Source organism: Rhizobium sp. Nf11,1, assembly GCF_050587665.1.
Classification (GTDB): Bacteria; Pseudomonadota; Alphaproteobacteria; order Rhizobiales; family Rhizobiaceae; genus Rhizobium.
The window spans coordinates 34,105-57,652 of the sequence record NZ_JBOBHU010000001.1 but is presented as its reverse complement, the minus strand read 5'-3'; the positions used below and the strand labels follow the sequence as shown (position 1 = coordinate 57,652).

The following is a 23,548-nucleotide window of genomic DNA, read 5'->3' as shown; positions in this document are numbered from 1 at the left end:
AGGTGCCGGCGGCTTTTCGCCGGCGGAGGACTAATGCTTCCAGGCTGGGTCATATTCGCGTCTGCCTTCGGCTATCTGCTCCTGCTTTTCGCCGTGGCAAGCTACGGCGACCGCAAGAACCGCGGTCCTGACGCGCTCGAAGGCGGATGGCCCGTCGTCTATGCGCTCAGCCTTGCGATCTATTGCACCTCCTGGACCTATTTCGGCAGTGTCGGGCTTGCCGCCCAACGCGGCCTGGAATTTGCCGGCATCTATATCGGCCCCATCCTCGTCTTCACCTTCGGCATGCCGCTGCTTCGCCGCATCATCGAGCTTGCCAAGGCGGAGAAGCTCACCTCCGTCGCCGATTTCGTTGCCGCGCGTTACGGCAAGAATCCGACGGTCGCGACGATCGTGGCGCTGATCTCGCTGATCGGCACCATTCCCTATATAGCCTTGCAGTTGAAAGCGATCTCGAGCACCGTCAGCGCGATGGTCAATCCGTCCGACTACGGCATCGGCAGCGGTAATCTCTATTTCCTCGACCTGCCGCTCATAGCCACCCTGGTGCTTGCCTGCTTCGCCATCATGTTCGGCACGCGGCATACGGATGCGACGGAACATCAGGACGGCCTCATCCTCGCCGTCTCGATGGAATCGGTCGTCAAGCTCGTCGCCTTCCTGACAGCCGGCGTCTGCGTCATCTGGTTTCTCTTCGATGGCCCGGCGGACCTCTGGAGCAAAACCGTCGAGAACGACCTAGTCATGTCGGCGCTTAGCTATCATACGCCGATCAGCCGCTGGATCACGCTGATCGTGCTGTCGGCCTTCGCGATCATCATGCTGCCGCGGCAATTCCACGTCACCGTCGTCGAAAACCGAACGGCAAAGCAGCTGAAACTCGCGGGCTTCCTGTTTCCCAGCTACCTCGTCGCCATCAATCTCTTCGTGCTCCCGGTGGCGATCGGCGGCCTCCTGACCTTCGGCGGCACTGGCAATGCCGACTTCTACATGCTGTCGCTGCCGCTTGCCGGCCAGATGCCGGTGGTTTCGCTCATCACCTTCATCGGCGGCTTCTCCGCCGCAACGGCAATGGTCATCGTCGATTCTGTGGCGCTGTCGATCATGGTGTCGAACGACATCATCATGCCGATCTTCCTTCGGCGCAAACTTGCCGGCCGCGCCGGCCAGCGCGACGATTTCGCCAAGACGCTGCTCAACATCCGCCGCAGCGCCATCTTCGCCGTGCTGCTGTTCGGCTATGCCTATTACCGCTCGACCGACAGCACCGCCGGGCTCGCCTCGATCGGCTTGCTGTCCTTTGCGGCGATCGCGCAGATCGCGCCTGCGCTGTTTGGTGGGCTGATCTGGCGGCGGGCGAATGCGCGCGGCGCCGTCCTCGGCCTGACCTCCGGCTTCACCATTTGGGTCTATCTGTTGTTCCTGCCGTCGCTCGGCGGTCCCGACTATTCCTATGTGGCGAGCGCCGTGCTCGGCTTCATCTTTCCGGGCGCGACGCTGTTTACCGCGCCCGACGCCGACCCGCTGGTCAATGCGACGGTCATGAGCCTGCTCGTCAATACCGCCTTCTTCATCGTCGGCTCGCTCACTCGCAATGCCCGACCGCTGGAGCGCATCCAGGCCGGCATCTTCGTCAAGCGGCATTCGCGATCGCAATTTGCAACGCGCGGCTGGAAGACCCGCATCAGCGTCGGCGATCTCAAGGCGGCAATCTCGCGTTATCTCGGTGAAGAGCGCATGCAGCGCTCGTTCACGACCTATGAGCAAAGTTCCGGCCGCAAGCTGGAGGACGAACAGCAGGCCGATATGGCGCTGATCCATTTCAGCGAACAGTTGCTCGGCAGCGCCATCGGCTCGTCCTCGGCAAGGCTGGTGCTATCGCTGATTCTGCAGAAGATCGAGGACGCCTCGTCCGACACCGCATGGCTGCTCGACCAGGCAAGCGAAGCGCTGCAATATAACCAGGACATGCTGCAGACGGCGCTGTCGCAGATGGATCAGGGCATTGCCGTCTTCGACAGTTCCAACCGGCTGACGATCTGGAACCGACGCTTCCGGCAACTGCTTGAGCTGCCCGAGAGTGCCGGCCAGGTCGGCTTTCCCCTGTCGGAGATCGTTACCACACTCAGCCAGCGCGGGGACATCGCGCCCGGCGATCTCAACCAGACGGTGCGGCATTTCCTGACGCTCGACAAACCCTTCGCCCTGGTGCTCGGCGGCGGCGAGCGGATCATCGAGGTGCGCTCCAACGCCATGCCCGATAAGGGCATCGTCGCCACCTTCACCGATATCACCCAGCGCGTCAGCGCCGACCAGGCATTGAAGCAGGCGAATGAAACGCTGGAGCAGCGCGTCGCCGAACGGACGGCGGAACTCACCCGCGTCAACCGCGAACTTGCCGAGGCGCGGGCGGCCGCCGACGAGGCGAATATCGGCAAGACCCGCTTCTTCGCCGCCGCCGGCCACGACATTCTGCAGCCGCTCAACGCCGCCCGGCTCTATTCCTCGGCGCTGGTCGAGCGCATGGCGCAATCCGACAACAGCCCGATCGTGCGCAATATCGATTCGGCACTAGAATCGGTCGAAACCATCCTAGGCGCGGTGCTCGACATCTCCAGGCTCGATACCGGCGCCATGCGGCCGCGGCTCGCTTCGGTCGCGCTTTCCGACCTCCTGGAGCGAATCGAGACCGATTTTGCCCCGATCGCCCGTGAGAAACAGCTGAAGCTGGTGGTCATGCCGACATCGCTCAGGGTCCGCTCAGACCCGAACCTCCTGCGCCGCCTGGTGCAGAACCTCGTTTCCAACGCCATAAAATACACGATCACCGGCAAGGTGCTGGTCGGGGCGCGGCGGCGCGGCAACCAGGTGATCATTCAGGTGATCGATTCCGGCATCGGTATTCCGCCATCGAAATTCCGCACCGTATTCAAGGAATTCGCGCGGCTGGATGAAGGCGCCAAGACTGCCTCCGGCCTCGGGCTCGGCCTTTCGATCGTCGACCGCATCGCCCGCGTGCTCAACCATCCGGTCGAGCTGCTCTCGACGCATGGCAGGGGCACTGAATTTCGCATCTCCATGCCGCTCGACGTCTCACGCCCGGCCGAGGCTGCGGTAGCCGTCACCCCCGCCGACCGCCCGGGGCAGCCGCTCAAGGGACTGAAAATCCTCTGTATCGACAACGAGCCGAATATCCTCGAAGGCATGCGGCTGCTGCTCAGCGGCTGGGGTTGCGAGGTGACGGCGCTTGATTGCCTTGCCGACGTGATCGCCATGGACGGCCGGGACGGGCCGCCGGATCTTGCCATCGCCGATTATCATCTCGACGACGGCACCGGCCTTGCCGCAATACTGCATCTGCGCCGGCAGTTCGGCATCGACATCCCCGCCTTGCTTGTTACTGCCGACCGCACGCCTGAAGTGCGCAGCGAGGCGGAGCGGCACGATATCGCCGTTCAGCACAAACCGGTACGGCCGGCGGCGCTGCGCGCCTATATCACCCAGATATCCGGCGTCAAACGCGCGGCTGCGGAATAGCCGGCAAGCTCAGCCGGCCGGGCTGATGACGCGAGAGACGAGATCCCGTACACGCGCAGTATCCGGCACCTCGCCAAACAGGATGCGGTACATGATCGGCGCCACAACCTGATCCATCACAAGATCGACGTCCGGGAAGGTTTCGCCCCGCGCCTTTGCCCTGTCGGCGATGACGACGATCTGCTGTCGCGTATATTCGCAGCATTTGCTGGCGTTGGCGCCGGCCTGCGCCGCCAACACGTCGCGGATCATCTCGCGGCCCGGCCCGGAGGACATTTCATCGGCATATTGCTCGGCCCAGGCCTGAAGATCGGCCGTGCCGCTGCCGGCGTCGACCGGCTGCATATCGGGCCGCAGCCGCTCGACGGCGACATCGGCGAGAAGCTCCTGCAGGTCGCCCCAGCGGCGATAGATGGTCGACGGCGTCACGCCTGCCCTGGCGGCGATCAGCGGGATCGTCACCTCGGCGCGGTTCATCTCGGCCAACAGATCTCGTGCCGCCTTGTGCACCGACGCCTGGACCCGGGCGCTTCTGCCGCCCGGACGGAGATTCTCTTTCACTGCCATGCCTGCAACCCGACCTTCATCCTGACATCGATGGTTCAAAATCTTTGACAGGAGCATAAACGCAAATAATTTGCCTTTGCGACGCATCCACCCTACATCGAGCTAACGCAACAGGTTAGCTTTAAGGGGTTTATATATGTTCGCCGCAGCCAAATCCACAGAGAATGCGCCGCGCCCCTCGATCGGTTTCCATGCGCTGACGCTCGCCACCTTCTTCGGCGCCTCCTCGGTGCCGACGCCGCTCTACCGGATCTATCAGGAGAATTTCGCGATCTCGCCGGTGCTGATCACCGTTATTTTCGCCGTCTATGCCTTCGCGCTCTTGGCGGCGCTGCTGACAGCCGGCTCGATCTCAGATCATCTCGGCCGCAGGCCGGTAATCTTTTCCGCCCTGCTGCTCGAAATCGTTGCCATGATCCTATTCGTCGTCGCCAGCGGCCCCGGCTGGCTGATCGCGGCGCGGATCGTCCAGGGCATTGCCACCGGCATCGCTGGCGCCTCTCTCGGAGCAGCCCTTGTCGATGTCGACCGGGCGAAGGGACAGATCGTCAATTCGATCGCGCCGCTTTCCGGCATGGCGCTGGGTGCGGTCGGCACCAGCGCCCTGATTCAGTACGGCCCCTTCCCGATGCATCTCGTCTATGCGCTGCTGCTCGTCGCCTTCGCGTTGCAGGCGGCCGCCATCTGGCTGATCCCCGAGAGCGGCGGCACGCGCCCCGGCGTTTTCGGCTCGCTGGTCCCGCGCGTTTCCATTCCGCCGCAGGCGAGGCGGCCGCTCTCGCTGGTGACGCCGATCAATATCGCCAATTGGACGGTCGGCGGTTTCTACCTTTCTCTGGTCCCCTCCCTAGTCGCTACCACGACCGGCAGCGCCGCACCGCTGACGGGCGGAGCAGTCGTCGCCGCTTTGACGGCGAGCGGCGCGATCGCCGTCTATCTCAGGCGCGGCAGGACGGCCACGGCCAATCTCGGCTTCGGCGTATCGGCAAAGACGCTCGGCATCCTGACGGTCGTCGCCGGCGTGCATCTCGCCAATGTGCCGCTGCTGTTGATCGGCACTATTCTTACCGGCGCCGGTTTCGGCACCAATTTCCTGGGCTCGCTCGGCAGCATCATGCCGCTCGCCAAAGCGGACGAGCGGGCCGGACTGCTGTCGGCCTTCTACGTGCAGAGCTACCTCGCCTTCAGCCTGCCGGCGATATTGGCAGGCTTCCTGGCGAAATCCGCCGGCTATCAAGTGACGACGGACATTTATGCGACGGCGATCCTGCTGTTGCTGGGCGTCGGCATCGTGGCCCTTCGCGCCGGCCGAGGAAAGACTGCGGAGAATGCGGCCTAATTCCGGAGGGAGTGTTCACGGCTGGAGATCCAGCAGTGCCCGGCCGCTGCCATCCATGGCGAAAGGCACCGAGGCGTGCTGGTGGGCGACCAGCCAGCGGCCATCCTGCTTGACGAGGCCGAGGGTCTGACGGAACCAGAGATCGACTTCGGTGCCATCGGTCTTCGTCCCGGTCATCCGCGTGAGGCCACTCCAGAAAGCGACACCCTCGCCGACCGTCAGTTTGGCATCGCGCACCTCGCCGCCAATCGGGCCTTCCCAGGTGTCGAACCAGGCCTGCAGGCCTGCCTTGTCCTTGCCGTTGATGACCAGCGGCGGCGCCAGGGAAAATTCCACGGAATCTTCGGCCTCGTAGGAAAGCGCCTCCTCGGCGTTCTTTTCCCCCAGCGCCTTGGCCCGCATCATCAGCATGGCGATGACCGCCTCTTCCTCGTGCCTAACATTTGCTTCGTCTTTCACGGCCGTTCTCCTTTCCGCTATGGACAGAGGACGAGCGGCAGGAGAACAATCCGACAATGATGCATTTCACTCTCGGCAATTTCGGATGCAAGATCGCTGCATTCTACCGGAATTACTTCAGAGATAACTCGTCACTGCGGGCTCGTTCCACCAGGCATCGTGCCTGCCATCGGCGTAACGAACCGGCAGCCCCGCCAGTTCCTCCGGCGTAATATTATCCAGGCAGGCGATGTTGATCGAGACATAGGCGCCGCCGATCGCCTCGACATAACCGTCGCCATAGGCCGGCACCCCGCAGGTGCGGCAGAAGCGGTGATGGCCGCTCATCGTGTTGAACTGGTAATCGGATGTCTCCGCCGGGTCGGACATCAGCCGGAAATCCTCGGGCTTGACGTTGGCGCCCCAATAGCGCCGCTTGGCACAGATCGAGCAATTGCAGCGGCCGGTGCCGGCTTCGAGGTCGATATCCACCTCGTAGTGCACTTTGCCACAATGGCAGCTTCCCTTGTAAGTCTTCTTCATGGCGACCTCCCCATCGGCGTTGCTTTCAGCATGTCAATATGACAATGTGTTGTCATTATGAATGAGATACAGAATAGACAACATGTTGTCAAACAGAATCGGCCGGAGCGAACGGTGGAAGGGGATGCCTTTTCCGCTTTCGCGATCACGGTCCTGCGTCTGGCCGCTCACCTGACGGCGGCCGGCGACCGGTTGGCGAAGCCTGCAGGACAGACCAGTGCGCGCTGGCAGGTGCTCGCCGCGGCAAGGCGCGGCGACCTGTCGGTGGCGCAGATCGCCCGCGCGCTCGGCCTCGCTCGTCAGGGCGTTCAGCGGCTGGCCGACGTGCTGGAGAGCGAAGGGCTGATCGCCTATGCCGACAACCCGCAGCATCAGCGCGCCAAGCTGGTGCGACTGACGGCGGACGGGGCGGCACGGCTCGGGGCGATCGAGGTGGCGCAGGCAGGATGGGCAAACAAGCTCGGCGCCGCGTTTACCTCAGCCGAGCTCGATGTGGCGCGGGCTATCATGGCGCGGGCAATGGAGGCGATGGAGGTGGACGAGGCGTCCGGCGGTTGAGCAATTCGCCCCGCGGTGATGCGCCCGCCGTGGACTGAAAACGAAAAAAGGCCGGGCTAACCCGACCTTCCCTGCCATCTCGACGAACCGTGCCAGTACATCCGTGGTCACGATCCGGAGATGATATTCAAGCCTCGGAGGCTCAGGCCGCCTGGAGGCGGTCTGCCGACATCTTGCCGGACTTGTTGTCACGCACGAGATCGTAGGACAGCTTCTGGCCATCCTTGAGGTCACGCATGCCGGCGCGTTCAACGGCCGAGATGTGGACGAAAACGTCGGCAGCGCCGTCATCCGGCTGAATGAAGCCGAAGCCCTTGGTTGCGTTGAACCACTTTACGGTACCTGTGTTCATGACGATATCCTTTCGAATCGCTCATAGAAGATTGCAGCCCGGACAGAGGCCCGAGCGGCGATGAAAACCGATTTTGGAGGAAGGTCGTCAGGAACGACGCGAGCGCCGTTTCAAAGTTCATCTAGCAAGATCGATGTGCACGGGTGTAATCGGAAATTGTGTCCGCGGCAAGGCGTCGGCAAGGAAAAGTGGAATTCGGCGAACTGGAGAAAGCAGGATTCTTTTGCGCCATGACCTAGCATCCCTCTGCCCTGCCCGGCAGAGGGTGGCTACGTTTGGCGGAAACGATAGCAAAAACAGATTACGCCGCCGCCTTCGCGCCTGCATAGGGATCGAACCGCCCATAAAATGTCTCGCCCTTGGCGGCCATATCCTTCAACAGCGGCGTCGGCTTGAAATGCTCTCCGTAAGCTGACGCTAACTTTTCTGCCAGTTCCACGAATGCCTTTACGCCCATCCCATCAATATAGCTCAGCGCCCCGCCGGTGTAGGGCGCGAAGCCAAAGCCGAGGATCGAGCCGACATCGGCTTCGCGCGGATCAGTGACGATGCCTTCCTCGACCGTCCGGGCGGCTTCGAGCGCGATGGTAACGAGGAAACGTTGCTTGAGGATGGCGACGTCGACCTCGTCCGGGCTTTTCTGCGGATAGAAGCTCTTCAGCTCCGGCCAGAGCGACTTCTTCGCCGGTTTCGGCGGATAGTCATAGAAGCCCTTGGAATTCTTGCGGCCGAAGCGTCCCTCCTTTTCGACCATGCGGGAGATCAGCTCCATGTGCCTGGGATCGACAGCCCTTTCGCCGAGATCGGCGACCGTCGCCTTGAGGATCTTCAGCGACAGATCGATCGCCACCTCGTCATTCAAAGCCAGCGGTCCCACCGGCATGCCGGCCATCTTGGCGGCATTTTCGATCATGGCGGGCGGCACGCCCTCGATCAGCATGTCGTAGCTTTCCGACATGTAGCGCAGCACACAGCGATTGACGAAGAAGCCGCGGGTGTCGTTGACGACGATCGGCGTCTTCTTGATCGCCGCCACATAATCGAGTGCGACGGCCTGCGCCTTGTCGCCGGTTTCGCCTCCGAGGATCAGCTCCGTCAGCATCATCTTTTCGACCGGCGAGAAGAAGTGAATGCCGATGAAGTCGGCGGGGCGTTTCGAATTCTTCGCAAGGCCCGTGATCGGCAGCGTCGAGGTATTGGAGGCGAAGATCGCGCGCTCGGGCAGCACTGCTTCGACCGCCTCGATAACAGCCTTCTTGACTTCGCGATCCTCGAACACGGCCTCGATAACGAGGTCGGCATTGGCGAGATCGGCATAATCGGCCGAAGGCGTGATGCGGGAGAGCAGGGCCGCCGCCTCATCCTGCGTAAATCTTCCCTTACCGACGGAATCCTTGACCAGGCCTTCAGAAACGGCCTTGCCCTTGGCGGCCGCTTCCATATCGCGGTCGATCAGGGTCACCGGAATGCCGGCGGCGGCGGTGACATAGGCGATCGAGGCGCCCATGAAGCCGGCGCCAACGACGCCGACATGTTTCAGCTCCGTCTTCGGGATACCGGCCGGGCGGCGTGCGCCCTTGCCGAGCTCCTGCATGGAGATGAACAACGAGCGGATCATCGAGAAAGCTTCCCGGGTCTGCAGCACCTCGGTGAAATAACGCTGCTCGATCTTCAGACCGGTGTCGAACGGCACCTGCAGGCCTTCATAGACGCATTTCAGGATGGCAAGAGCTGCCGGATAATTGCCCGAGGTCTCGCGGCGCAGGATCGCCGGCGCGGCCGGCCAGAGCTGCGCGGAGGCCGGCGTCCAGATGCCGCCGCCCGGCAGCTTGAAGCCTTTCTCGTCCCACGGCGCGACCGGCTTCAGGCCATCCCTGATCATCTGCTTGGCGGCGGGGATCAGCTGATCCGGCTCGACCACCTGATGCACGAGGTTCATCGCCTTGGCGCGCGAGCCGCTCAACGACTGGCCTGTCGTCATCATCTGCAGCGCGTCCTGGGCATTGGCGAGGCGCGGCACGCGTTGGGTGCCGCCGGCGCCGGGGAAGATCCCGACCTTGACCTCGGGCAGCGCGATCTTGACGCTCTTGGCATTGGAAGCGACGCGGCCGTGGCAGGCAAGCGACAGTTCGAAGGCGCCGCCCATGCAGGTGCCGTTGATCGCCGACACCCAGGGCTTGCCGGAGGTTTCGAGCTTGCGGAACAGGCCGCTCATCCGGCCGACCAGACCAAACAGCGTCTGCACCGCCGTCTCCGGGCTCTTGGCTTTCTCCTCCTGGTAGGAGCTGAACATCGACTTGATCATCGAAAGATCAGCGCCGCCGGAGAAGGAGGATTTGCCTGAGGTGAATACGACGCCCTTGACGGCGACGTCAGCGGTCGTCGCGTCGATGATGGCGTTGAGCTCCTCCATCACCTCGGCGGTGAAGACATTCATCGATTTCCCGGGCATGTCCCATTTGACGAGAGCGATGCCGTCGGCGTCGGTTTCGAGCGTGAAATTGGTGTAGCTGCTCATTGGGAATTCCTCTCCCTGAATTCTCTTGCGGTGAAGCCCTCCCCTTGTGGAGAGGGTCGCGATCCCATCAGACGCGTTCGATAACCGTTGCCGTGCCCATGCCGGCGCCGATGCAGAGCGTCACCAGCGCGGTGTTGAGGTCGCGGCGCTCCAGCTCGTCGAGCACGGTTCCGAGGATCATCGCGCCGGTGGCGCCGAGCGGATGGCCCATGGCGATGGCACCGCCATTGACGTTGATGCTGTCGTGATCGATGTCGAAGGCCTGCATGTAGCGCAGCACCACGGCGGCGAAGGCCTCGTTCAACTCAAAGAGGTCGATGTCCGACAGGCTCATGCCGGTCCGCTTCAGCAGCTTTTCGGTCACGTCGACGGGGCCGGTCAACATCAGCGCCGGATCGGAGCCGATATTGGCGAAAGCCTTGATGCGGCCACGCGGCTTCAGCCCCATGCTCTCACCGCCAGCCTTCGATCCCAGGAGCACCGCAGCGGCGCCATCGACGATGCCGGAGGAATTGCCGGCATGGTGGACGTAGTTGATCCGCTCGATCTCGGGATGGGCCTGGATGCCGACGGCTTCGAAGCCACCCATCTCGCCGGGCATCTGGAAGGAGGGGTTGAGAGAGGCAAGCGCCTGCATATCGGTGCCGGGGCGCATGTGCTCGTCCTTGTCCAGGATCCTCAGGCCGTTCTGGTCCTTGACCGGGATCACCGACTTGTCGAACCAGCCCTGCTGCCAGGCATGGGCGGCGCGCTTCTGGCTCTCGACGGCGTAGGCATCGACATCGGTTCTGCTGAAGCCGTATTTGGTGGCGATGAGATCGGCCGAGACGCCCTGCGGCATAAAATAGGCCGGGAAATTCACCGACGGATCCATGAACCAGGCGCCGCCCGACATGCCCAGGCCGACGCGCGACATGCTTTCCACACCGCCTGCGATGACGATGTCGTCGGCGCCCTGGGCGATCTTACCGGCGGCGAAATTGACGGCATCGAGGCCGGAGGCGCAGAAGCGAGAGATCTGCATGCCGGGCGCACGGGTGGAATAACCGGCTTCGAAGGCGGCAGCCTTGGGGATGACGGCGCCGGCATCCATGACCGGGTCGACGCAGCCCATGATGATGTCGTCGACGGTTGTCGTGTCGAGCCCGTTGCGGTCGCGGATCGCTTCCAGCGTCTTGGCGGCGAGGCGGACGGAAGGCACCTCATGCAGGGCGCCGTCCTTCTTGCCGCGGCCGCGCGGCGTGCGGACGTGATCGTAAATGAAAACCTCGGTCATTGTCTCGTCTCCCTGATGGCGCAGACGCGCCTTTGAATTCTGCGAAGACCAAATAGCCCTTCGTTTTAAGCTCAGGGCGTTCGGCGCTCGAAACGATTCACCGGATCGTTTCGTCGGCTGCGCCGACCGCTTTCTCACCCCCAACCCTCCCCACAAGGGGAGGGAGAACCGGCTCAAAACGCTTCCGCGGCCAGCGCCATCATCGTGTCGGCGCCGGCTTCGATGCGGGTCTTGCGAAGGGCGGTTTCCGGCATGATCCGCTCCATGAAGAATTTCGCCGTGGTCAACTTGTTCTTCAGGTAATCCTCGCGGGCGGCATCGCCCGAGGCAAGGCCGTCCTCGGCGGCCTTCGCCATCTTCGCCCACATATAGCCGAGAACGACGAGACCGAAGAGATGCATGTAATCGGTCGAACCGGCGCCGGCATTGTCGGGCTTGGCCATGGCGTTCTGCATGAACCACATGGTCGCGGCCTGGACGTCGTTCAAGCCCTTCTTCAGATGCTTGGTGAAGAAGGAGAGCTTTTCGTCGCTGCGGTTCTCCTCGCAGAAATCGCCGATTTCCTTGAACAGCGCCATGGCGGCGCGGCCGCCGTTGAGCGCGAGCTTGCGCCCGACGAGATCGAGCGCCTGAATGCCGTTGGCGCCTTCGTAGATCATGGCGATGCGGGCATCGCGCACATACTGGCTCATGCCGTGCTCTTCGATATAGCCGTGGCCGCCGAAGACCTGCTGGGCCATGACGGCGTGGTCGAAGCCCCTGTCGGTCATCACACCCTTGAGGATCGGGGTGACGAGGCCGAGAATGTCGTCAGCGGTCTGGCGCTCCTTCTCGTCGGTGGCGCGGTGGGCGATATCGGACTTCAGCGCGGTCCAGAGCAAAAAGGCGCGGCCGGCCTCGTTGAAGGCGCGAATGGTCATCAGAGTCCGGCGGATATCGGGATGGACGATGATCGGATCGGCCTTCTTATCCGGCGCCTTGACGCCGGAGAGCGAGCGGCCCTGGATGCGGTCGCGGGCATAATTCGCGGCATTCTGATAGGCGATTTCGGAAATGGCGATGCCCTGCAGGCCGACCATCAGGCGCGCCTCGTTCATCATCACGAACATGGCATTGAGGCCGCGGTTTTCAGCGCCAATCAGGAAGCCGGTCGCCTCGTCGTAATTCATGACGCAGGTGGCGTTGCCGTGGATGCCCATCTTGTGCTCGATCGCACCGCAGGACACGGCATTGCGGTCGCCAAGAGCGCCGTCCTTGCCGACCAGGTATTTCGGGACGATGAAGAGCGAGATGCCCTTGGTGCCCTCTGGGGCCCCCTCGATGCGAGCCAGAACCAGATGGACGATGTTGTCGGTCAGATCGTGCTCGCCGGCAGAGATGAAGATCTTCTGGCCTGAAATTTTGTAGCTGCCGTCCGCCTGCGGCACCGCCCGGGTGCGCAGCATGCCGAGATCGGTGCCGCAATGCGGCTCGGTCAGGTTCATCGTCCCCGACCAGGAACCGTCGACCATGTTCGGCAGATAAGTTTCCTTCTGCTCCTGCGTGCCATGGACGAGGATCGCGGCGATCGCACCCTGCGTCAGGCCCGGATACATCATCAGCGACATGTTGGCGGCGGAGGTATATTCGCCGACGGCGGCATGCAGCGTATAGGGAAGCCCCTGGCCGCCGAATTCTTCCGGCACGGCAAGGCCGATCCAGCCGCCTTCGCGATAGGCATTATAGGCTTCCTTGAAGCCCTTCGGCGTCGAGACACTGGCGTCGTCCTGACGTCTGCAGCCTTCCTGGTCGCCGGAATAATTTACCGGAAAAAGAACTTCTTCGGCCACCTTGGCTGCCTCGCCGAGGATCGCCTCGATCATATCAGGCGTCGCGTCTGCAAAACCGGGAAGATTGTTGTAGCGTTCGAGGCCCAGCACGTCATTCAGAACGAAAAGCGTATCGTTCACCGGGGCCTTGTAGACTGGCATCTCTCAAATTCCTCCCATTCAAATAACTGGATCGCATCGACCTTGGGCACTGTCTTACAAAATATTGACGTTTGCGTAAACGTCAAATCCTGCAACTGCGCTCGCTTTTGTGAAAAAAAAATCTGATCCTGTGCATCTGCGCCCCATGAGGAGACGTCAACTCCCCTTCCTTGTCCATCGCTGAACGGCGTATAAGCGGAGGCGTCTTTCAATCCGCAAATCGCAATGCTTCAGGGGGAACCGCGGCATGATCAGTTTCGAGGCGATAAGGCAGCGTGCGGAAGAGCGAAAAGGGGGTGCGGCCGCGCTGCAGGCAATGCTCGAGAAGCACCAGCCGGATCACGACCGGTTGCGCGCCATGCCGGATGACCGCATCCTGGCCGACATGACCCGCCGCATCTTCTACAGCGGCTTCGTGCAGAAGGTGATCGATGCGAAATGGCCGGGCTTCGAGGCGGCGTTTTCCGGCTTCGATCCGGCGGCGCTGAATATCGCGCCCGACGATTACTGGCATGAACTGACATCGGACGAGCGGATCATCCGCAACGGCGCGAAGATCATGTCGGTTCGCGCCAATGCCGCCTTCGTCAGAGAGCTGGCGAGGGAATATGGCAGCGTCGGCGCCTTCTTCGCCGACTGGCCGCGGGAGGACCAGATCGGCCTCCTCGAGCTGATGAGCAAACGCGGCAGCCGGCTCGGCGGCATGACCGCCCAGTATTTCCTGCGCGGCATCGGCCGCGACAGCTTCGTCGCCACGCTCGACGTGCTCGCCTGCCTGAGATCGGCCGGCGTGCCGCTCTCCTCCGGCACGACGAAGAAGGACCAGCAGCTGATCCAGCAGGCCTTCAACGACTGGGCCGCCGAGACCGGCCTTTCCTTCATCCACCTCTCGCGCATCAGCGCCTATTCGATCGATGCCGCGCACTGAAATTCCGGCCTGGCGATGTCTATCCGATCCGGCGAATTTAACGGCAATTGCCGCCTAAAGAAGCCTTTCGGCTGCAAACGTTAAAAAATTCTCATCTATCTTAACGGCTTGTTTACCACGTTTCGTGAAAGGTGCGGATTGAGCCGTAGTGATCCGCATTCCTTTTCCCAGTCCCGCGTTCCTAAAGAATGCCGCTACATCGTTCAGCCTGAGGAAAGTCTAATTGACTATCTTCTTATGGATGATGCGCTCCGGTCCGCGTGAAGACGTGGGCAGCAGACGAAGAAGCCACGGATCGAGCTCTGACGAGAGGTCGAGCAGTCGAAGCGAGCAAGAAGATGAACGGATCGCGATCAAATCCTTCCCGACAGTCCGACAGGACCTCGCTCGATGCGCTGAACCGCACGATCGAAGGGCTGGAGGCGCGCATCGAAGGGCTGATGGGCAGCGGACGCGATCAGCGGACGCGCACGCCAACGGCCGAGCGCGATCCTTATGCGGCCTCCAATGCGCCGCGCCCCACACGAGCGCCGGTCGAGCCGCGGCCGGATCCGCTGGCGGAAATTCGCCAGCGCCAGCGCGCATTGGAAGCGGGCCGCGAACGCTCCTATGGGCGCGAGCAGGCCAGCCAGCTGCGCGACCCCGCACCGCGCGCCGCCGCGCCACTGGCCGCCTCTGCCTTGCGCGCCGGCGACGACACGATGACCGAGATCGCCCAGGCGCTCGTCAACCTGAGGCAGGACTTGAAGCGCGATATTTCCGAGGGTGTGACCCGCGAGATGAGCGCACTGCGCGCCGAACTGCGCGAGATCAAGGCGACCGCCGGAGACAGCCGCTTCGCCGACGACATTCGCGCCGACATGAACCGCCTGGCCCAGAGCATCAGCCAGTTGACCGGCCGCTCGAGCGGCCCGGAGGCCGTCGGCCTGCGCGAGGATTTCGAGGAGCTGCGATCGCTGATGGACGGGCTGGCGCGCGAGGAATCGCTGCGCCATATGGAAAACCGCTGGGACGGCGTCGAGAGCCGGCTTGCCGCACTCGATACCGAGGGGCTGCAGGAAGAGCTCGTTTCGCTGGCCTACCGGCTCGACGATATCAAGCGCCATCTCGGCGGCATGGGCGAAAGCCCCGCGGTCCGGGCGCTGGAAGACAAGCTCATCGCCATCGCCACGGCGATGGAGCAGTTCGGCAACATGATCCAGCCGCATGACCGGGTCATGTCCGAGCAGTTTGCCGCCATGGATATGCGCCTCGACGAGATCAGCCGGGCGATTGCGGCAAGCGGCCGCGCAGCTGCCGCCAACGATCCGACGCTGATGCAGCGGCTGGAAAGCCGCCTGTCGTCGCTCGCCGACCAGATCGACCTGATGAGCCACGACGCGGCCAGCCGGGCAACCCCAGCCGACGAGCTGGCGATGCGGCTGGAAGCGCTGACGGAGCGCGTCGAGGAGCTGGCCAAGGCGGAAGCAACGTCCCGGCTCGACGAGCGGCTGGAACATCTATCCTACCTGCTGGAGCGCACGCAGAAGGCGGCCGCGCAACCCGACCTCACCGGCCCGCTTTCCGACATCTCCCGCAAGATCGATGCGCTCGAGAATGGAGCGGTCAATGACGTGCTGGCGCAGCGGCTCGATTATCTCGCCCGGCGGATCGACGAGATGGCCTTTCAGCAGCCCGCGCCTGCCGTGGCGATCGATGACAGAGCTTTCCAGCGTCTCGAAGGTCGGCTGAGCGACATCGCCGCCCGGCTGGAAGAAACAACGGCGGCGCCGCCGACCGATCCGCAAGCGCTGAAGAACCTCGAAGACCAGATTGCCAACCTTTCGGCGCTGATGAGCGAGCCGCGCGAAAGTGCCGCGATCCCGGCCGACCTCGACCGGCGCATGGGCGCGATCGAAGATTATATGGCGACAAGCGACGAATATATCATCGAGGCGGCGCGCCAAGCGGCGGAGGCCGTCGTCGAGGCCTATTCGCGCAATGGCGGCCTGCAGGGCGGCGTGCCCGCCGCCGACATGTCGGCGCTGACGGCGCTGGCCGAGGATCTGCGCCATCTCGAGGATATCAGCCGCGACAGCGAGGAGCGCACGCACAAGACCTTCAAGGCGCTGCACGAGACGTTGGTCCACATCGCCGACCGGCTCGACGGCATGGAAGAGCGCGGACGGCCGATCGCTCAGATGCCGATGGCCGACGTCGATTTCGATGTCGACCCCTATGCGCTGATGGTGGCTGAAGCCGCCCAAACGGCGGACGTGCCCCCGGCAGCGAAAGCCTCTCCGGTCATCCGCACGGCTGAGGTCGCGGCGGAACCTGCCGCCCCCGCCCAGGCCGCGAGCATGAGCGCAACAAGCGCAATCGCCATCGAAGCCGCGACGCGGCCGCCGGAGACCCCGACACCGGCGCCGGCAAAAACCAGCCTGTTCGCCAGCCTTGGCAAGCGGCTGCGGCCCGGCAAAAAAGCCGAGGCGCAGGCGAAGGAACGGCCGGTGATCGACCCTGCGCCGTCGATCGATCCCGCCGACGTGGTCCCGACGGATGCGGCGAACGAACTGCTCGAGCCTGGTTCGGGCGCGCCCGACGTCAAGAAGATTCTTGAACGGGTGCGCGCCAGCCAGAGTGCCCAACGCGGCAAGCCTGCCATCGAGACGGATCGGGCCGACTACATCGCGGCTGCGCGCCGGGCGGCGCAGGCTGCCGCAATGGAAGTGGACGCCAATCCAAAGCAGGCGGCAACCAAGGCCGACAAGAAGGCCGCAAATGCCGACAAGACGAGCAAGACCGACAAGGCGGGCAAGCCCAGCGCCTTTTCGCGCTACCGCCGACCGATCCTTCTTGCCGTCGGCGCTGTCTTGCTCGCCATCATGGCCTTTCCGCTGGCGCGGACGTTGACGAGCGGCGAACCCGCACCGCAGCCGCCGGCGGAGGTCTCTGCGCTGACGGGAGCGACGGAAAATTCGCAGCCGGTTCCGCCTGAGGCGACACCCGCCCAGCCGGACACCGGCGCTGCCGATCTGAACGTCCCTGCAGCGGCGAGCGCACCGGCCGCCGATCAGGCGCAACCGGAAACAGCCTCGCCGGCCGCAGGCGATCATCTGACCGATGCAACGCCGCTCGATGGCGAAGGGGCTGCAACTTTGGCCCCCGCCGGTTCGTCCGCGACAATGCAGGAAACATCGAGCTTCACTCCGAACAGCCCGACCGCAGCGGCGGCCGCGCCGCAGGCAGCGATCACCATCCCCGACACCGTGCAGCCGAAATCACTTGCCGATGCGGCACAGGGCGGCGACTCCCTGGCGCTGTTCGAGATCGGCGCACGCTATTCGGACGGCCGCAACGGCATGACCGTCGATCAGAAACAGGCCGCAGGCTGGTACCAGCTTTCGGCCGACAGGGGTTTTGCGCCGGCACAATACCGGCTCGGCAGCATGTATGAGAAGGGCAACGGCGTCGAACGCGACATCGCCAAGGCGAAGGGCTTCTACGAGCAGGCGGCGAACCGGGGCAATGCCAGCGCCATGCACAATCTCGCCGTTCTCTACGCCTCCGGCGCGCTCGGCCAGCAGGATTATGCGACGGCGGCCTCGTGGTTCACCAAGGCCGCCAATCTCGGCATCACCGACAGCCAGTTCAACCTGGCGATCCTCTGCGCCAGGGGCAACGGCGTTCCGGCGGATCTCGAAGAATCCTATAAGTGGTTCGCGATCGCCGCCAAGGCCGGCGACAAGGATGCAGCACAGAAGCGCGATGAAGTGGCCAACGCCATGAAGCCTGACCAGCTCGAACGGGCGCGCGCCAAGGCCGACCTCTGGAAGCCGGAACCGCTCGACCATCGCGCCAACGGCATCGACATCCCCGACGAATGGGCGGGCACAGGCATGAAGACGGCAACCGTCGACATGAAGAAGGCGATCCGCAACATCCAGGCGATCCTCAACAATAACGGTTTCGACGCCGGCGTGCCCGACGGCGAAATGGGGGCGAAAACCGTCGCCGCGATCAAGAGCTTCCAGAAGTCGATCGGCCAGGAGCCGGACGGCAAGGTGAGCGACGCGACCGTGAAGGCGCTGCTCGAACGCAACAAGCAGGTCGCCAAGGCGATCTAAGGTGCGTCTACGGAGGTCGAGCCGCCGGGGAAGACCCTGCCCCACAAGGGGGAGGGGCTTGCATGCCGCGCCGACGTTATCTCTTTCACGGATTCACCCGCGGAAACGTTGATGTTGCTGTGGGGTGATGCCGCGCATAGCCCTCCCCTTGGGGAGGGTCTTCGCAGGCCTTGCGGCACTAAGCCGCAAGCTTTTCCGAATTTTTCCCACCCTCGTCACAAAACCTGAAAAAAGCCCGATTATGCCGGACATATCGATCCGCGCATCGCCGAATCTCCCGCCATCGATCTCTATCAATCGGGGCCGATCGAAAGCCTCTGGCAACGATTTCACAGTATGGTGCGCATTCGAACGGGGACGTGACAGGAACCGCCCGGCAGGGGCGGTCATCATTCGGGGTCGGTTGTGACAATTTATCTGCCCATCGCAGAATTGTCGGTGAACATCTTCATCATTCTCGGCATGGGGGCGGCCGTCGGATTCCTGTCCGGAATGTTCGGCGTCGGCGGCGGTTTTCTCATCACCCCGCTATTGATCTTCTACAATATCCCTCCCGTCGTCGCCGTCGCCACCGGCGCCAACCAGGTCGTGGCGTCGTCGATTTCGGGTGCGATCACCCATTTCCGGCGCGGCACGCTCGACGTCAAGCTCGGCACAGTGCTCCTGGTCGGCGGTCTTACAGGGGCGACCGTCGGCATCTGGATCTTCTCGCTGCTGCGCGCCGTCGGCCAGCTCGACCTGATCATCTCGCTGATGTATGTCATCTTCCTCGGAGCGGTCGGCGGGCTGATGCTGCTCGAAAGCATCAATGCCATGCGCCGCGCCGCACGCAACGAGCCGCCCGCGCCGCGCAAGCCGGGCCACCAGCATTGGGTGCACAAGCTGCCGCTCAAGGTGCGCTTCAAGAAATCGAAGATTTTCCTCAGCGTCATTCCGATCATTGCGCTCGGCTTTGCGATCGGCATCCTGACCTCGATCATGGGTGTCGGCGGCGGCTTCATCATGGTGCCGGCAATGATCTACCTGCTGCGCATCCCGACCAATGTCGTGGTCGGTACCTCGCTTTATCAGATCATTTTCGTGACCGCCTATACGACGATCGTGCAGGCGGCGACGAACTTCTCTGTCGACATCGTGCTTGCCTTCATCCTGATGGTAGCGGGTGTCGTCGGGGCGCAATACGGCGTGCGCGTCGGCCAGAAGCTTCGCGGCGAGCAGCTGCGCGCCCTGCTCGGCCTGCTGGTTCTGGCCGTCGGCCTGCGTCTGGCGATCGCGCTGGTCGTGACCCCTGCCGACGTCTACTCGGTGGTGATGGGGACCGGCAACTGATGCGCCTGCTTGCCTCGATCCTCCTGCTCCTGTGTCTGCTGCCGGCGGTTGCCGGGGCGCAATGGCTGCCGGGACAGGCAACGGAAGCGGTGCGGGAGGGGCTGGAGATCGGCACATCGACCAGCGAAATCGCCATCACTTCGGATTTCCACGGTGCCGATCTGACGATCTTCGGGGCGCTCTCGAACACCGACCAGCTGCTGCTCGCCATTGGTCAGTATGACGTGGTGGTGGTGCTGGAAGGCCCGCGCGAGGATGCGACGGTGCGCAAGAAGGAGCGCGTCTTCGGCATCTGGGTGAACAGGCGCTCGATGACTTTCGAGGCGGTGCCGCATTCCTATTCGATGTCGAGCTCGCGCATGATCGACGATCTGACGACGCCGCTGGAACTCACCGACCAGGGAATCGGCATCGACCACATTCCGCTGACGCCGGTCGGCTTCGTCGGCGACGGCAGCAATCTCGGCGAGTTCCGTCAGGCTTTCCTGCGGCTGCAGCAGGTGGGCGCGCTTTACGACAGGAACCCGAGCGGCGTGCGGTTCGTTTCATCGAACCTCTTCAAGGCGAGCCTGCGCCTGCCGGCAAATATTCCGAACGGGGTGCACACGGTGCGCGCCTATCTCTTCAAGAGCGGCAATCTCATCACCGATAAATCGCTGCCGCTGCGCGTCATCAAGACGGGCATCGAACAGACGATCACCGATGCGGCCCATGATCAGCCGATCCTCTACGGATTTGCGGCCGTGGCGCTCGCCGTCGTCACCGGCTGGAGCGCCAGCCTGATCTTCCGCAAGGAGTGATCCGGCGCCGCGAACCGTCGCGCTCGTGTCTCATGTCTTTAGGAAGGCGAGCCGCTCGTCGACGCGTGCGGGGGCAATTTCCAGAATATCGGCGCTGACGACGCCTTCCGCTACGAAAGGATCCTGCTGAATCCTGGTTTCGAGTTCGGCGCGCGAGGTGTTGTGAGCGACGACTGCTCCACCTGCGCTCGGCTGAAGGCCGCCGGCGAGAAGAAAAATCCCGTCGTCGAAGCCTCGTTTGAGCCAGGCATTATGCGCTTCCATCAGAACCGGTGCTTTGGCCCTGCCATCAGAAAACTTCAGAGTAATGAAAAACATCCAGGGGCTCCTTCAGGAATGCTGTCGTGAAAGGGGATCGGGAAAGGCGGGTGTTTCTGGCCGCTGCTCCGCCAGCCACGCGCGCATATTTTCCACCTCGTTTTGAACAAAGATTTCGTCGCGATTGGCGGCCGCAAGCGTCGCAACGCCCTGGCTTCGCATCAGAATGTGCATGGCAAGCGCATCGGCTTCAGCCTCGCGGCCAAACGCACGAAATTGACGCGAGAGCCAATGGCGAAACAGATCGAAAAGTTCGGCAGCACGGCTCTTCGCAATGTGATCGAGCTTGGCGAGTTCGGCGCAAAGCGTGCCGACCGGGCAACCGTGGGCCATGATTTTCGTCTGATTCACGATGAGGAGATTGACGAAGCTGAGAATGCGCTCGTCAGGTGCCTCGGCCTGTGCTTCCCACTCATCGAGCATTGACCTGGTTTTGAGGAGGCGATGGGTGATCACCGCATCGAGAAGCTCGTCCTTCGTCTTGAAGTGATAATAAAAATTGCCTCGCGAGAGTCCGACTGTACCTGCAATGTCGGCAAAGGACGTTGCTTCAAAGCCTCTCTCGTAGAAAAGCCTGTCGGCTGCTTCGACAATTTGCTGCCGGGTGGCCGCAGCGACCATTTTCATTCTCCCTTTCTGTCCGCGAAGCTACGATTCGTAGGTCAATTGACCTAGGCATTAGGACAATTGACCTAGAAGAGTCAAGCGCCGGAACTTCTTGTCGGCGACCTCCAGGACCGCTTGCGTATCGCAATCAGTTGAATTACTGTGAACCAGTTGCTTATTAAAAGCGGTTTGAGGAGGATGAAATGCGGAAGCTTGTCGTCTGGAACCTGATGACGCTCGATGGCTATTTCGAGGGAACGAAACCGTGGGAGATCGACTTCCACAATCTCGCCTGGGGACCGGAGATCAAGCGCTATGCCGAGCAGTTTGGCGAGGAAGGTGACCTCCTGGTCTTCGGCCGCAAGACCTATGAGGGCATGGCCGCCTACTGGCCGACTGCCGAGGACGAAGACAAGATCAAGGCCTATATGAACGGCATCGCCAAGATCGCCGTCTCTCGAACAATGACCGATCCCGGCTGGAACAATGCGCGCATTGTCAGCGATCCGATCCCCGAATTGACGAGGCTGAAGCAGGAGGACGGCAAGACGATCTTGATCTTCGGCAGCGCCGCGCTTGCCGACAGCCTGCTGAAGGCGGGCCTTATCGATGAGATCCGGGTTTGCGTGGTGCCGGTCATTCTCGGCGGCGGCAATCCGCTTTTCAAAGCGAACGCGGCCCAGGTGCCGCTGAGGCTTATTGAATCCTCGACCACGCAAAGTGGCGCAGTGATCCTGCGCTACGAGCCGGTCAGGGCGTAGCGGGCAGTGGGACACGACGGATTCGGCTCGCTGCCCCTACCCTGAGCCTAGTCATGGCCGAGCCACTGTCTCGATTCCGATTGGTGCCGGCAGACAGACGGGCGGCTGATCTCACCGGGCCTCCGCGACGGAAATGGCACTCCGCTGCCTTCAGAAAAGCTCGTATTCGACTAAAAACCGGTTTTTAACATTTACGAGTTAGTAATCTCTCGGAAACGAGAGGTTCTGTCATGCGTACTCGTATCGTTCTGACCGCCGTGGGTCTCGCGTTGCTTGCCGGCTGCGCGACGGCGCCGAAGCAGACGAGGAACATCTGCGCCGTCTTCGACCAGCGCGAAGGTCTTTTCTCCAGCTGGCAGAGGGCGGCAGAGCGGACGGAGAAGAAATACGGCGTGCCCGTGCCGATCCTGATGGCGACGATGTACACCGAATCCGGCTTCCAGCCCTATGCGCGGCCGCCGCGCACCAAGCTCTTCGGCTTCATTCCCTGGACCCGGCCGTCGACCGCCTACGGCTATTCGCAGGCGCTCGACGGCACATGGGATCACTATCAGTCGCAGACGGGGAACTGGGCGGCGCGGCGCACGAACTTCGCCGACGCGATCGATTTCATCGGCTGGTATCATTACCAGAACAGTGTGGAGACCGGTATTCCGCTCAACGATGCTTATAATCTCTATCTCGCCTATTATTCGGGGCCGACGGGATATAAGCGCGGCGACTGGCGCTCGAACGGGCAATTGCAGCAGACGGCGCAGAAGTTCGCGCGAATGGCGGGGACGTATCAGCAGCAATTGCAGGGGTGTGATTAAGTTCAAAGGCGTGCAGTGTGGCACCGCCCACGGCACACATCGAGGACAGACGCTACCCCCGCAAATTCCCATACCTGACCGAATAGATCCGATCGCGTCCCAACAGATGCGCGATCAGCGATTCCTTTTCGAACAAGCCCTTCATCGCCTGATGGCCGAGATCGAGGCCGCCGCTCATCACCCCAAAGGCCGGCATGAGGAGGCGAGCGCCGTCCGTGGCGAAGCAGGGGCGGCGGATTGATCGTTCGCGCCGGCGCACGGTCGCCGAAGGATGCAGGTGGCCGGCGATTTCGCCGCTCTGCAAGCCGTTCCTCGGCTCGTGGCGGAAGGTCAGGCCGGCATAATGCACCTCGTCGGCGCAAGCGCCGGGCAGATCGACGATGCCGTCGGGATCATGGTTGCCGTTGATCCAGATCCATTCGCGGCCGCGCGCCATGCCGACGATCAGCGCGCGAAAATTTTCCGGCAGATGCTTCGAACCGATGCGGTCGTGAAAATTGTCGCCGAGCGAGATGACGAGCTTCGGATCATAGCGGGAAATGACGGCGGCAAGCACGGTCAGCGTCGCCAGCGTGTCATAGGGCGGCAGCATCATGCCACGGCGCGCGAAGGCTGCGCCTTTTTCGAGATGCAGGTCGGAGACGACGAGCAGTCCGGCATCCGGCAGATAGAGGGCGCCGAGCGGATCGCAGACGGCGGCAATGCCGTTCACCGATGTCTCGATGCCGGGGATCGCAGCCAATCCGGAAATGTCGCGCGCCAGCGCCAGGCGGTTCATCACAGTCTTATT

Annotated in this window: 19 protein-coding genes; 9 read left to right on the top strand and 10 right to left on the bottom strand. The window is 62.7% G+C overall.

The genetic code is table 11. The annotated features are described in order from the left end of the window. Positions 1-33: 33 nt before the first annotated feature. Positions 34-3,537, top strand: a complete 3,504-nt coding sequence (locus ACQ7C1_RS00280; protein ID WP_430956901.1) for a PAS domain-containing hybrid sensor histidine kinase/response regulator — start codon at positions 34-36, stop codon at positions 3,535-3,537. 9 nt (positions 3,538-3,546) lie between these two features. On the opposite strand, the gene ACQ7C1_RS00275 is transcribed toward ACQ7C1_RS00280, so the two are convergent. Next, positions 3,547-4,104 carry a TetR/AcrR family transcriptional regulator gene (locus ACQ7C1_RS00275; protein ID WP_183705953.1) on the bottom strand — a complete coding sequence of 186 codons (558 nt, stop codon included), beginning with the start codon at positions 4,102-4,104 and terminating at the stop codon, positions 3,547-3,549. A gap of 136 nt (positions 4,105-4,240) precedes the next feature. Between ACQ7C1_RS00275 and ACQ7C1_RS00270 the strand changes: the two genes are divergently transcribed. Next, positions 4,241-5,443, top strand: coding sequence for an MFS transporter (locus ACQ7C1_RS00270; RefSeq protein ID WP_430956900.1), 1,203 nt, complete (start codon positions 4,241-4,243; stop codon positions 5,441-5,443). 15 nt (positions 5,444-5,458) lie between these two features. On the opposite strand, the gene ACQ7C1_RS00265 is transcribed toward ACQ7C1_RS00270, so the two are convergent. Next, positions 5,459-5,902 (bottom strand): YybH family protein, encoded by a 444-nt coding sequence (locus ACQ7C1_RS00265; protein ID WP_221113062.1) that lies wholly within the window; start codon positions 5,900-5,902, stop codon positions 5,459-5,461. A 117-nt stretch (positions 5,903-6,019) separates the two neighbouring features. Beyond that, on the bottom strand, positions 6,020-6,424 hold the full coding sequence (locus tag ACQ7C1_RS00260) for a GFA family protein (RefSeq protein WP_097601609.1): 405 nt from the start codon (positions 6,422-6,424) through the stop codon (positions 6,020-6,022). A 57-nt stretch (positions 6,425-6,481) separates the two neighbouring features. On the opposite strand from ACQ7C1_RS00260, the gene ACQ7C1_RS00255 reads away from it, so the two are divergent. Further along, positions 6,482-6,982: a MarR family winged helix-turn-helix transcriptional regulator gene (locus ACQ7C1_RS00255; protein WP_430956899.1), complete on the top strand. Its 501-nt coding sequence runs from the start codon at positions 6,482-6,484 to the stop codon at positions 6,980-6,982. A 142-nt stretch (positions 6,983-7,124) separates the two neighbouring features. Here ACQ7C1_RS00255 and ACQ7C1_RS00250 read toward each other — a convergent pair whose 3' ends face one another. The 4 genes from ACQ7C1_RS00250 to ACQ7C1_RS00235 all read right to left on the bottom strand — a co-directional run bounded on the left by ACQ7C1_RS00250 (position 7,125) and on the right by ACQ7C1_RS00235 (position 13,098). Next, the gene (locus tag ACQ7C1_RS00250) at positions 7,125-7,334 is read right to left on the bottom strand and encodes a cold-shock protein (protein WP_011423929.1); all 210 of its coding nucleotides are present in this window, start codon (positions 7,332-7,334) and stop codon (positions 7,125-7,127) included. 301 nt (positions 7,335-7,635) lie between these two features. After that, positions 7,636-9,852: a 3-hydroxyacyl-CoA dehydrogenase NAD-binding domain-containing protein gene (locus ACQ7C1_RS00245; protein WP_430956898.1), complete on the bottom strand. Its 2,217-nt coding sequence runs from the start codon at positions 9,850-9,852 to the stop codon at positions 7,636-7,638. Between the two features lie 67 nt (positions 9,853-9,919). Further along, positions 9,920-11,128: an acetyl-CoA C-acetyltransferase gene (locus ACQ7C1_RS00240; RefSeq protein WP_430956897.1), complete on the bottom strand. Its 1,209-nt coding sequence runs from the start codon at positions 11,126-11,128 to the stop codon at positions 9,920-9,922. A gap of 173 nt (positions 11,129-11,301) precedes the next feature. Continuing rightward, positions 11,302-13,098 carry an acyl-CoA dehydrogenase C-terminal domain-containing protein gene (locus ACQ7C1_RS00235; RefSeq protein WP_430956896.1) on the bottom strand — a complete coding sequence of 599 codons (1,797 nt, stop codon included), beginning with the start codon at positions 13,096-13,098 and terminating at the stop codon, positions 11,302-11,304. 247 nt (positions 13,099-13,345) lie between these two features. Here ACQ7C1_RS00235 and ACQ7C1_RS00230 point away from each other — a divergent pair, with 247 nt between their 5' ends. The 4 genes from ACQ7C1_RS00230 to ACQ7C1_RS00215 all read left to right on the top strand — a co-directional run bounded on the left by ACQ7C1_RS00230 (position 13,346) and on the right by ACQ7C1_RS00215 (position 20,261). Further along, positions 13,346-14,026 carry a DNA-3-methyladenine glycosylase I gene (locus tag ACQ7C1_RS00230; protein ID WP_430956895.1) on the top strand — a complete coding sequence of 227 codons (681 nt, stop codon included), beginning with the start codon at positions 13,346-13,348 and terminating at the stop codon, positions 14,024-14,026. Between the two features lie 338 nt (positions 14,027-14,364). Then, entirely contained in the window at positions 14,365-18,132 is a 3,768-nt protein-coding gene (locus ACQ7C1_RS00225) for a peptidoglycan-binding protein (RefSeq protein ID WP_430956894.1), read from the top strand. A gap of 405 nt (positions 18,133-18,537) precedes the next feature. After that, the gene (locus ACQ7C1_RS00220) at positions 18,538-19,461 is read left to right on the top strand and encodes a sulfite exporter TauE/SafE family protein (protein ID WP_430956893.1); all 924 of its coding nucleotides are present in this window, start codon (positions 18,538-18,540) and stop codon (positions 19,459-19,461) included. Continuing rightward, the gene (locus ACQ7C1_RS00215; protein WP_085776851.1) at positions 19,461-20,261 is read left to right on the top strand and encodes a TIGR02186 family protein; all 801 of its coding nucleotides are present in this window, start codon (positions 19,461-19,463) and stop codon (positions 20,259-20,261) included. The genes ACQ7C1_RS00220 and ACQ7C1_RS00215 overlap by 1 nt, the downstream gene beginning before the upstream one ends. 30 nt (positions 20,262-20,291) lie before the next feature. Here ACQ7C1_RS00215 and ACQ7C1_RS00210 read toward each other — a convergent pair whose 3' ends face one another. Then, positions 20,292-20,579: a YciI family protein gene (locus tag ACQ7C1_RS00210; protein ID WP_430956892.1), complete on the bottom strand. Its 288-nt coding sequence runs from the start codon at positions 20,577-20,579 to the stop codon at positions 20,292-20,294. Positions 20,580-20,591: 12 nt separating this feature from the next. Next, positions 20,592-21,200, bottom strand: a complete 609-nt coding sequence (locus ACQ7C1_RS00205) for a TetR/AcrR family transcriptional regulator (protein WP_430956891.1) — start codon at positions 21,198-21,200, stop codon at positions 20,592-20,594. 188 nt (positions 21,201-21,388) lie between these two features. Between ACQ7C1_RS00205 and ACQ7C1_RS00200 the strand changes: the two genes are divergently transcribed. Then, complete coding sequence (locus ACQ7C1_RS00200) at positions 21,389-21,946, top strand: dihydrofolate reductase family protein (protein ID WP_430956890.1); 558 nt, start codon at positions 21,389-21,391, stop codon at positions 21,944-21,946. A gap of 230 nt (positions 21,947-22,176) precedes the next feature. Continuing rightward, positions 22,177-22,758: a transglycosylase SLT domain-containing protein gene (locus ACQ7C1_RS00195; protein ID WP_221113057.1), complete on the top strand. Its 582-nt coding sequence runs from the start codon at positions 22,177-22,179 to the stop codon at positions 22,756-22,758. 52 nt (positions 22,759-22,810) lie between these two features. Here the strand turns inward: ACQ7C1_RS00195 and pdeM are convergent, their stop codons facing one another. Beyond that, the gene (pdeM, locus tag ACQ7C1_RS00190; RefSeq protein WP_085776846.1) at positions 22,811-23,536 is read right to left on the bottom strand and encodes a ligase-associated DNA damage response endonuclease PdeM; all 726 of its coding nucleotides are present in this window, start codon (positions 23,534-23,536) and stop codon (positions 22,811-22,813) included. Positions 23,537-23,548 lie beyond the last annotated feature (12 nt).

Bases quoted from the DNA above. Each gene is read 5' to 3' on its own strand.
- ACQ7C1_RS00255 (WP_430956899.1), top strand. From the start codon at position 6,482: ATGAATGAGATACAGAATAGACAACATGTTGTCAAACAGAATCGGCCG.
- ACQ7C1_RS00195 (WP_221113057.1), top strand. From the start codon at position 22,177: ATGCGTACTCGTATCGTTCTGACCGCCGTGGGTCTCGCGTTGCTTGCC.
- ACQ7C1_RS00210 (WP_430956892.1), bottom strand. From the start codon at position 20,579: ATGTTTTTCATTACTCTGAAGTTTTCTGATGGCAGGGCCAAAGCACCG.
- ACQ7C1_RS00270 (WP_430956900.1), top strand. From the start codon at position 4,241: ATGTTCGCCGCAGCCAAATCCACAGAGAATGCGCCGCGCCCCTCGATC.
- ACQ7C1_RS00275 (WP_183705953.1), bottom strand. From the start codon at position 4,104: ATGGCAGTGAAAGAGAATCTCCGTCCGGGCGGCAGAAGCGCCCGGGTC.
- ACQ7C1_RS00215 (WP_085776851.1), top strand. From the start codon at position 19,461: ATGCGCCTGCTTGCCTCGATCCTCCTGCTCCTGTGTCTGCTGCCGGCG.
- pdeM (WP_085776846.1), bottom strand. From the start codon at position 23,536: ATGAACCGCCTGGCGCTGGCGCGCGACATTTCCGGATTGGCTGCGATC.
- ACQ7C1_RS00230 (WP_430956895.1), top strand. From the start codon at position 13,346: ATGATCAGTTTCGAGGCGATAAGGCAGCGTGCGGAAGAGCGAAAAGGG.
- ACQ7C1_RS00235 (WP_430956896.1), bottom strand. From the start codon at position 13,098: ATGCCAGTCTACAAGGCCCCGGTGAACGATACGCTTTTCGTTCTGAAT.
- ACQ7C1_RS00280 (WP_430956901.1), top strand. From the start codon at position 34: ATGCTTCCAGGCTGGGTCATATTCGCGTCTGCCTTCGGCTATCTGCTC.
- ACQ7C1_RS00250 (WP_011423929.1), bottom strand. From the start codon at position 7,334: ATGAACACAGGTACCGTAAAGTGGTTCAACGCAACCAAGGGCTTCGGC.
- ACQ7C1_RS00240 (WP_430956897.1), bottom strand. From the start codon at position 11,128: ATGACCGAGGTTTTCATTTACGATCACGTCCGCACGCCGCGCGGCCGC.
- ACQ7C1_RS00205 (WP_430956891.1), bottom strand. From the start codon at position 21,200: ATGGTCGCTGCGGCCACCCGGCAGCAAATTGTCGAAGCAGCCGACAGG.
- ACQ7C1_RS00225 (WP_430956894.1), top strand. From the start codon at position 14,365: ATGAACGGATCGCGATCAAATCCTTCCCGACAGTCCGACAGGACCTCG.
- ACQ7C1_RS00260 (WP_097601609.1), bottom strand. From the start codon at position 6,424: ATGAAGAAGACTTACAAGGGAAGCTGCCATTGTGGCAAAGTGCACTAC.
- ACQ7C1_RS00200 (WP_430956890.1), top strand. From the start codon at position 21,389: ATGCGGAAGCTTGTCGTCTGGAACCTGATGACGCTCGATGGCTATTTC.
- ACQ7C1_RS00245 (WP_430956898.1), bottom strand. From the start codon at position 9,852: ATGAGCAGCTACACCAATTTCACGCTCGAAACCGACGCCGACGGCATC.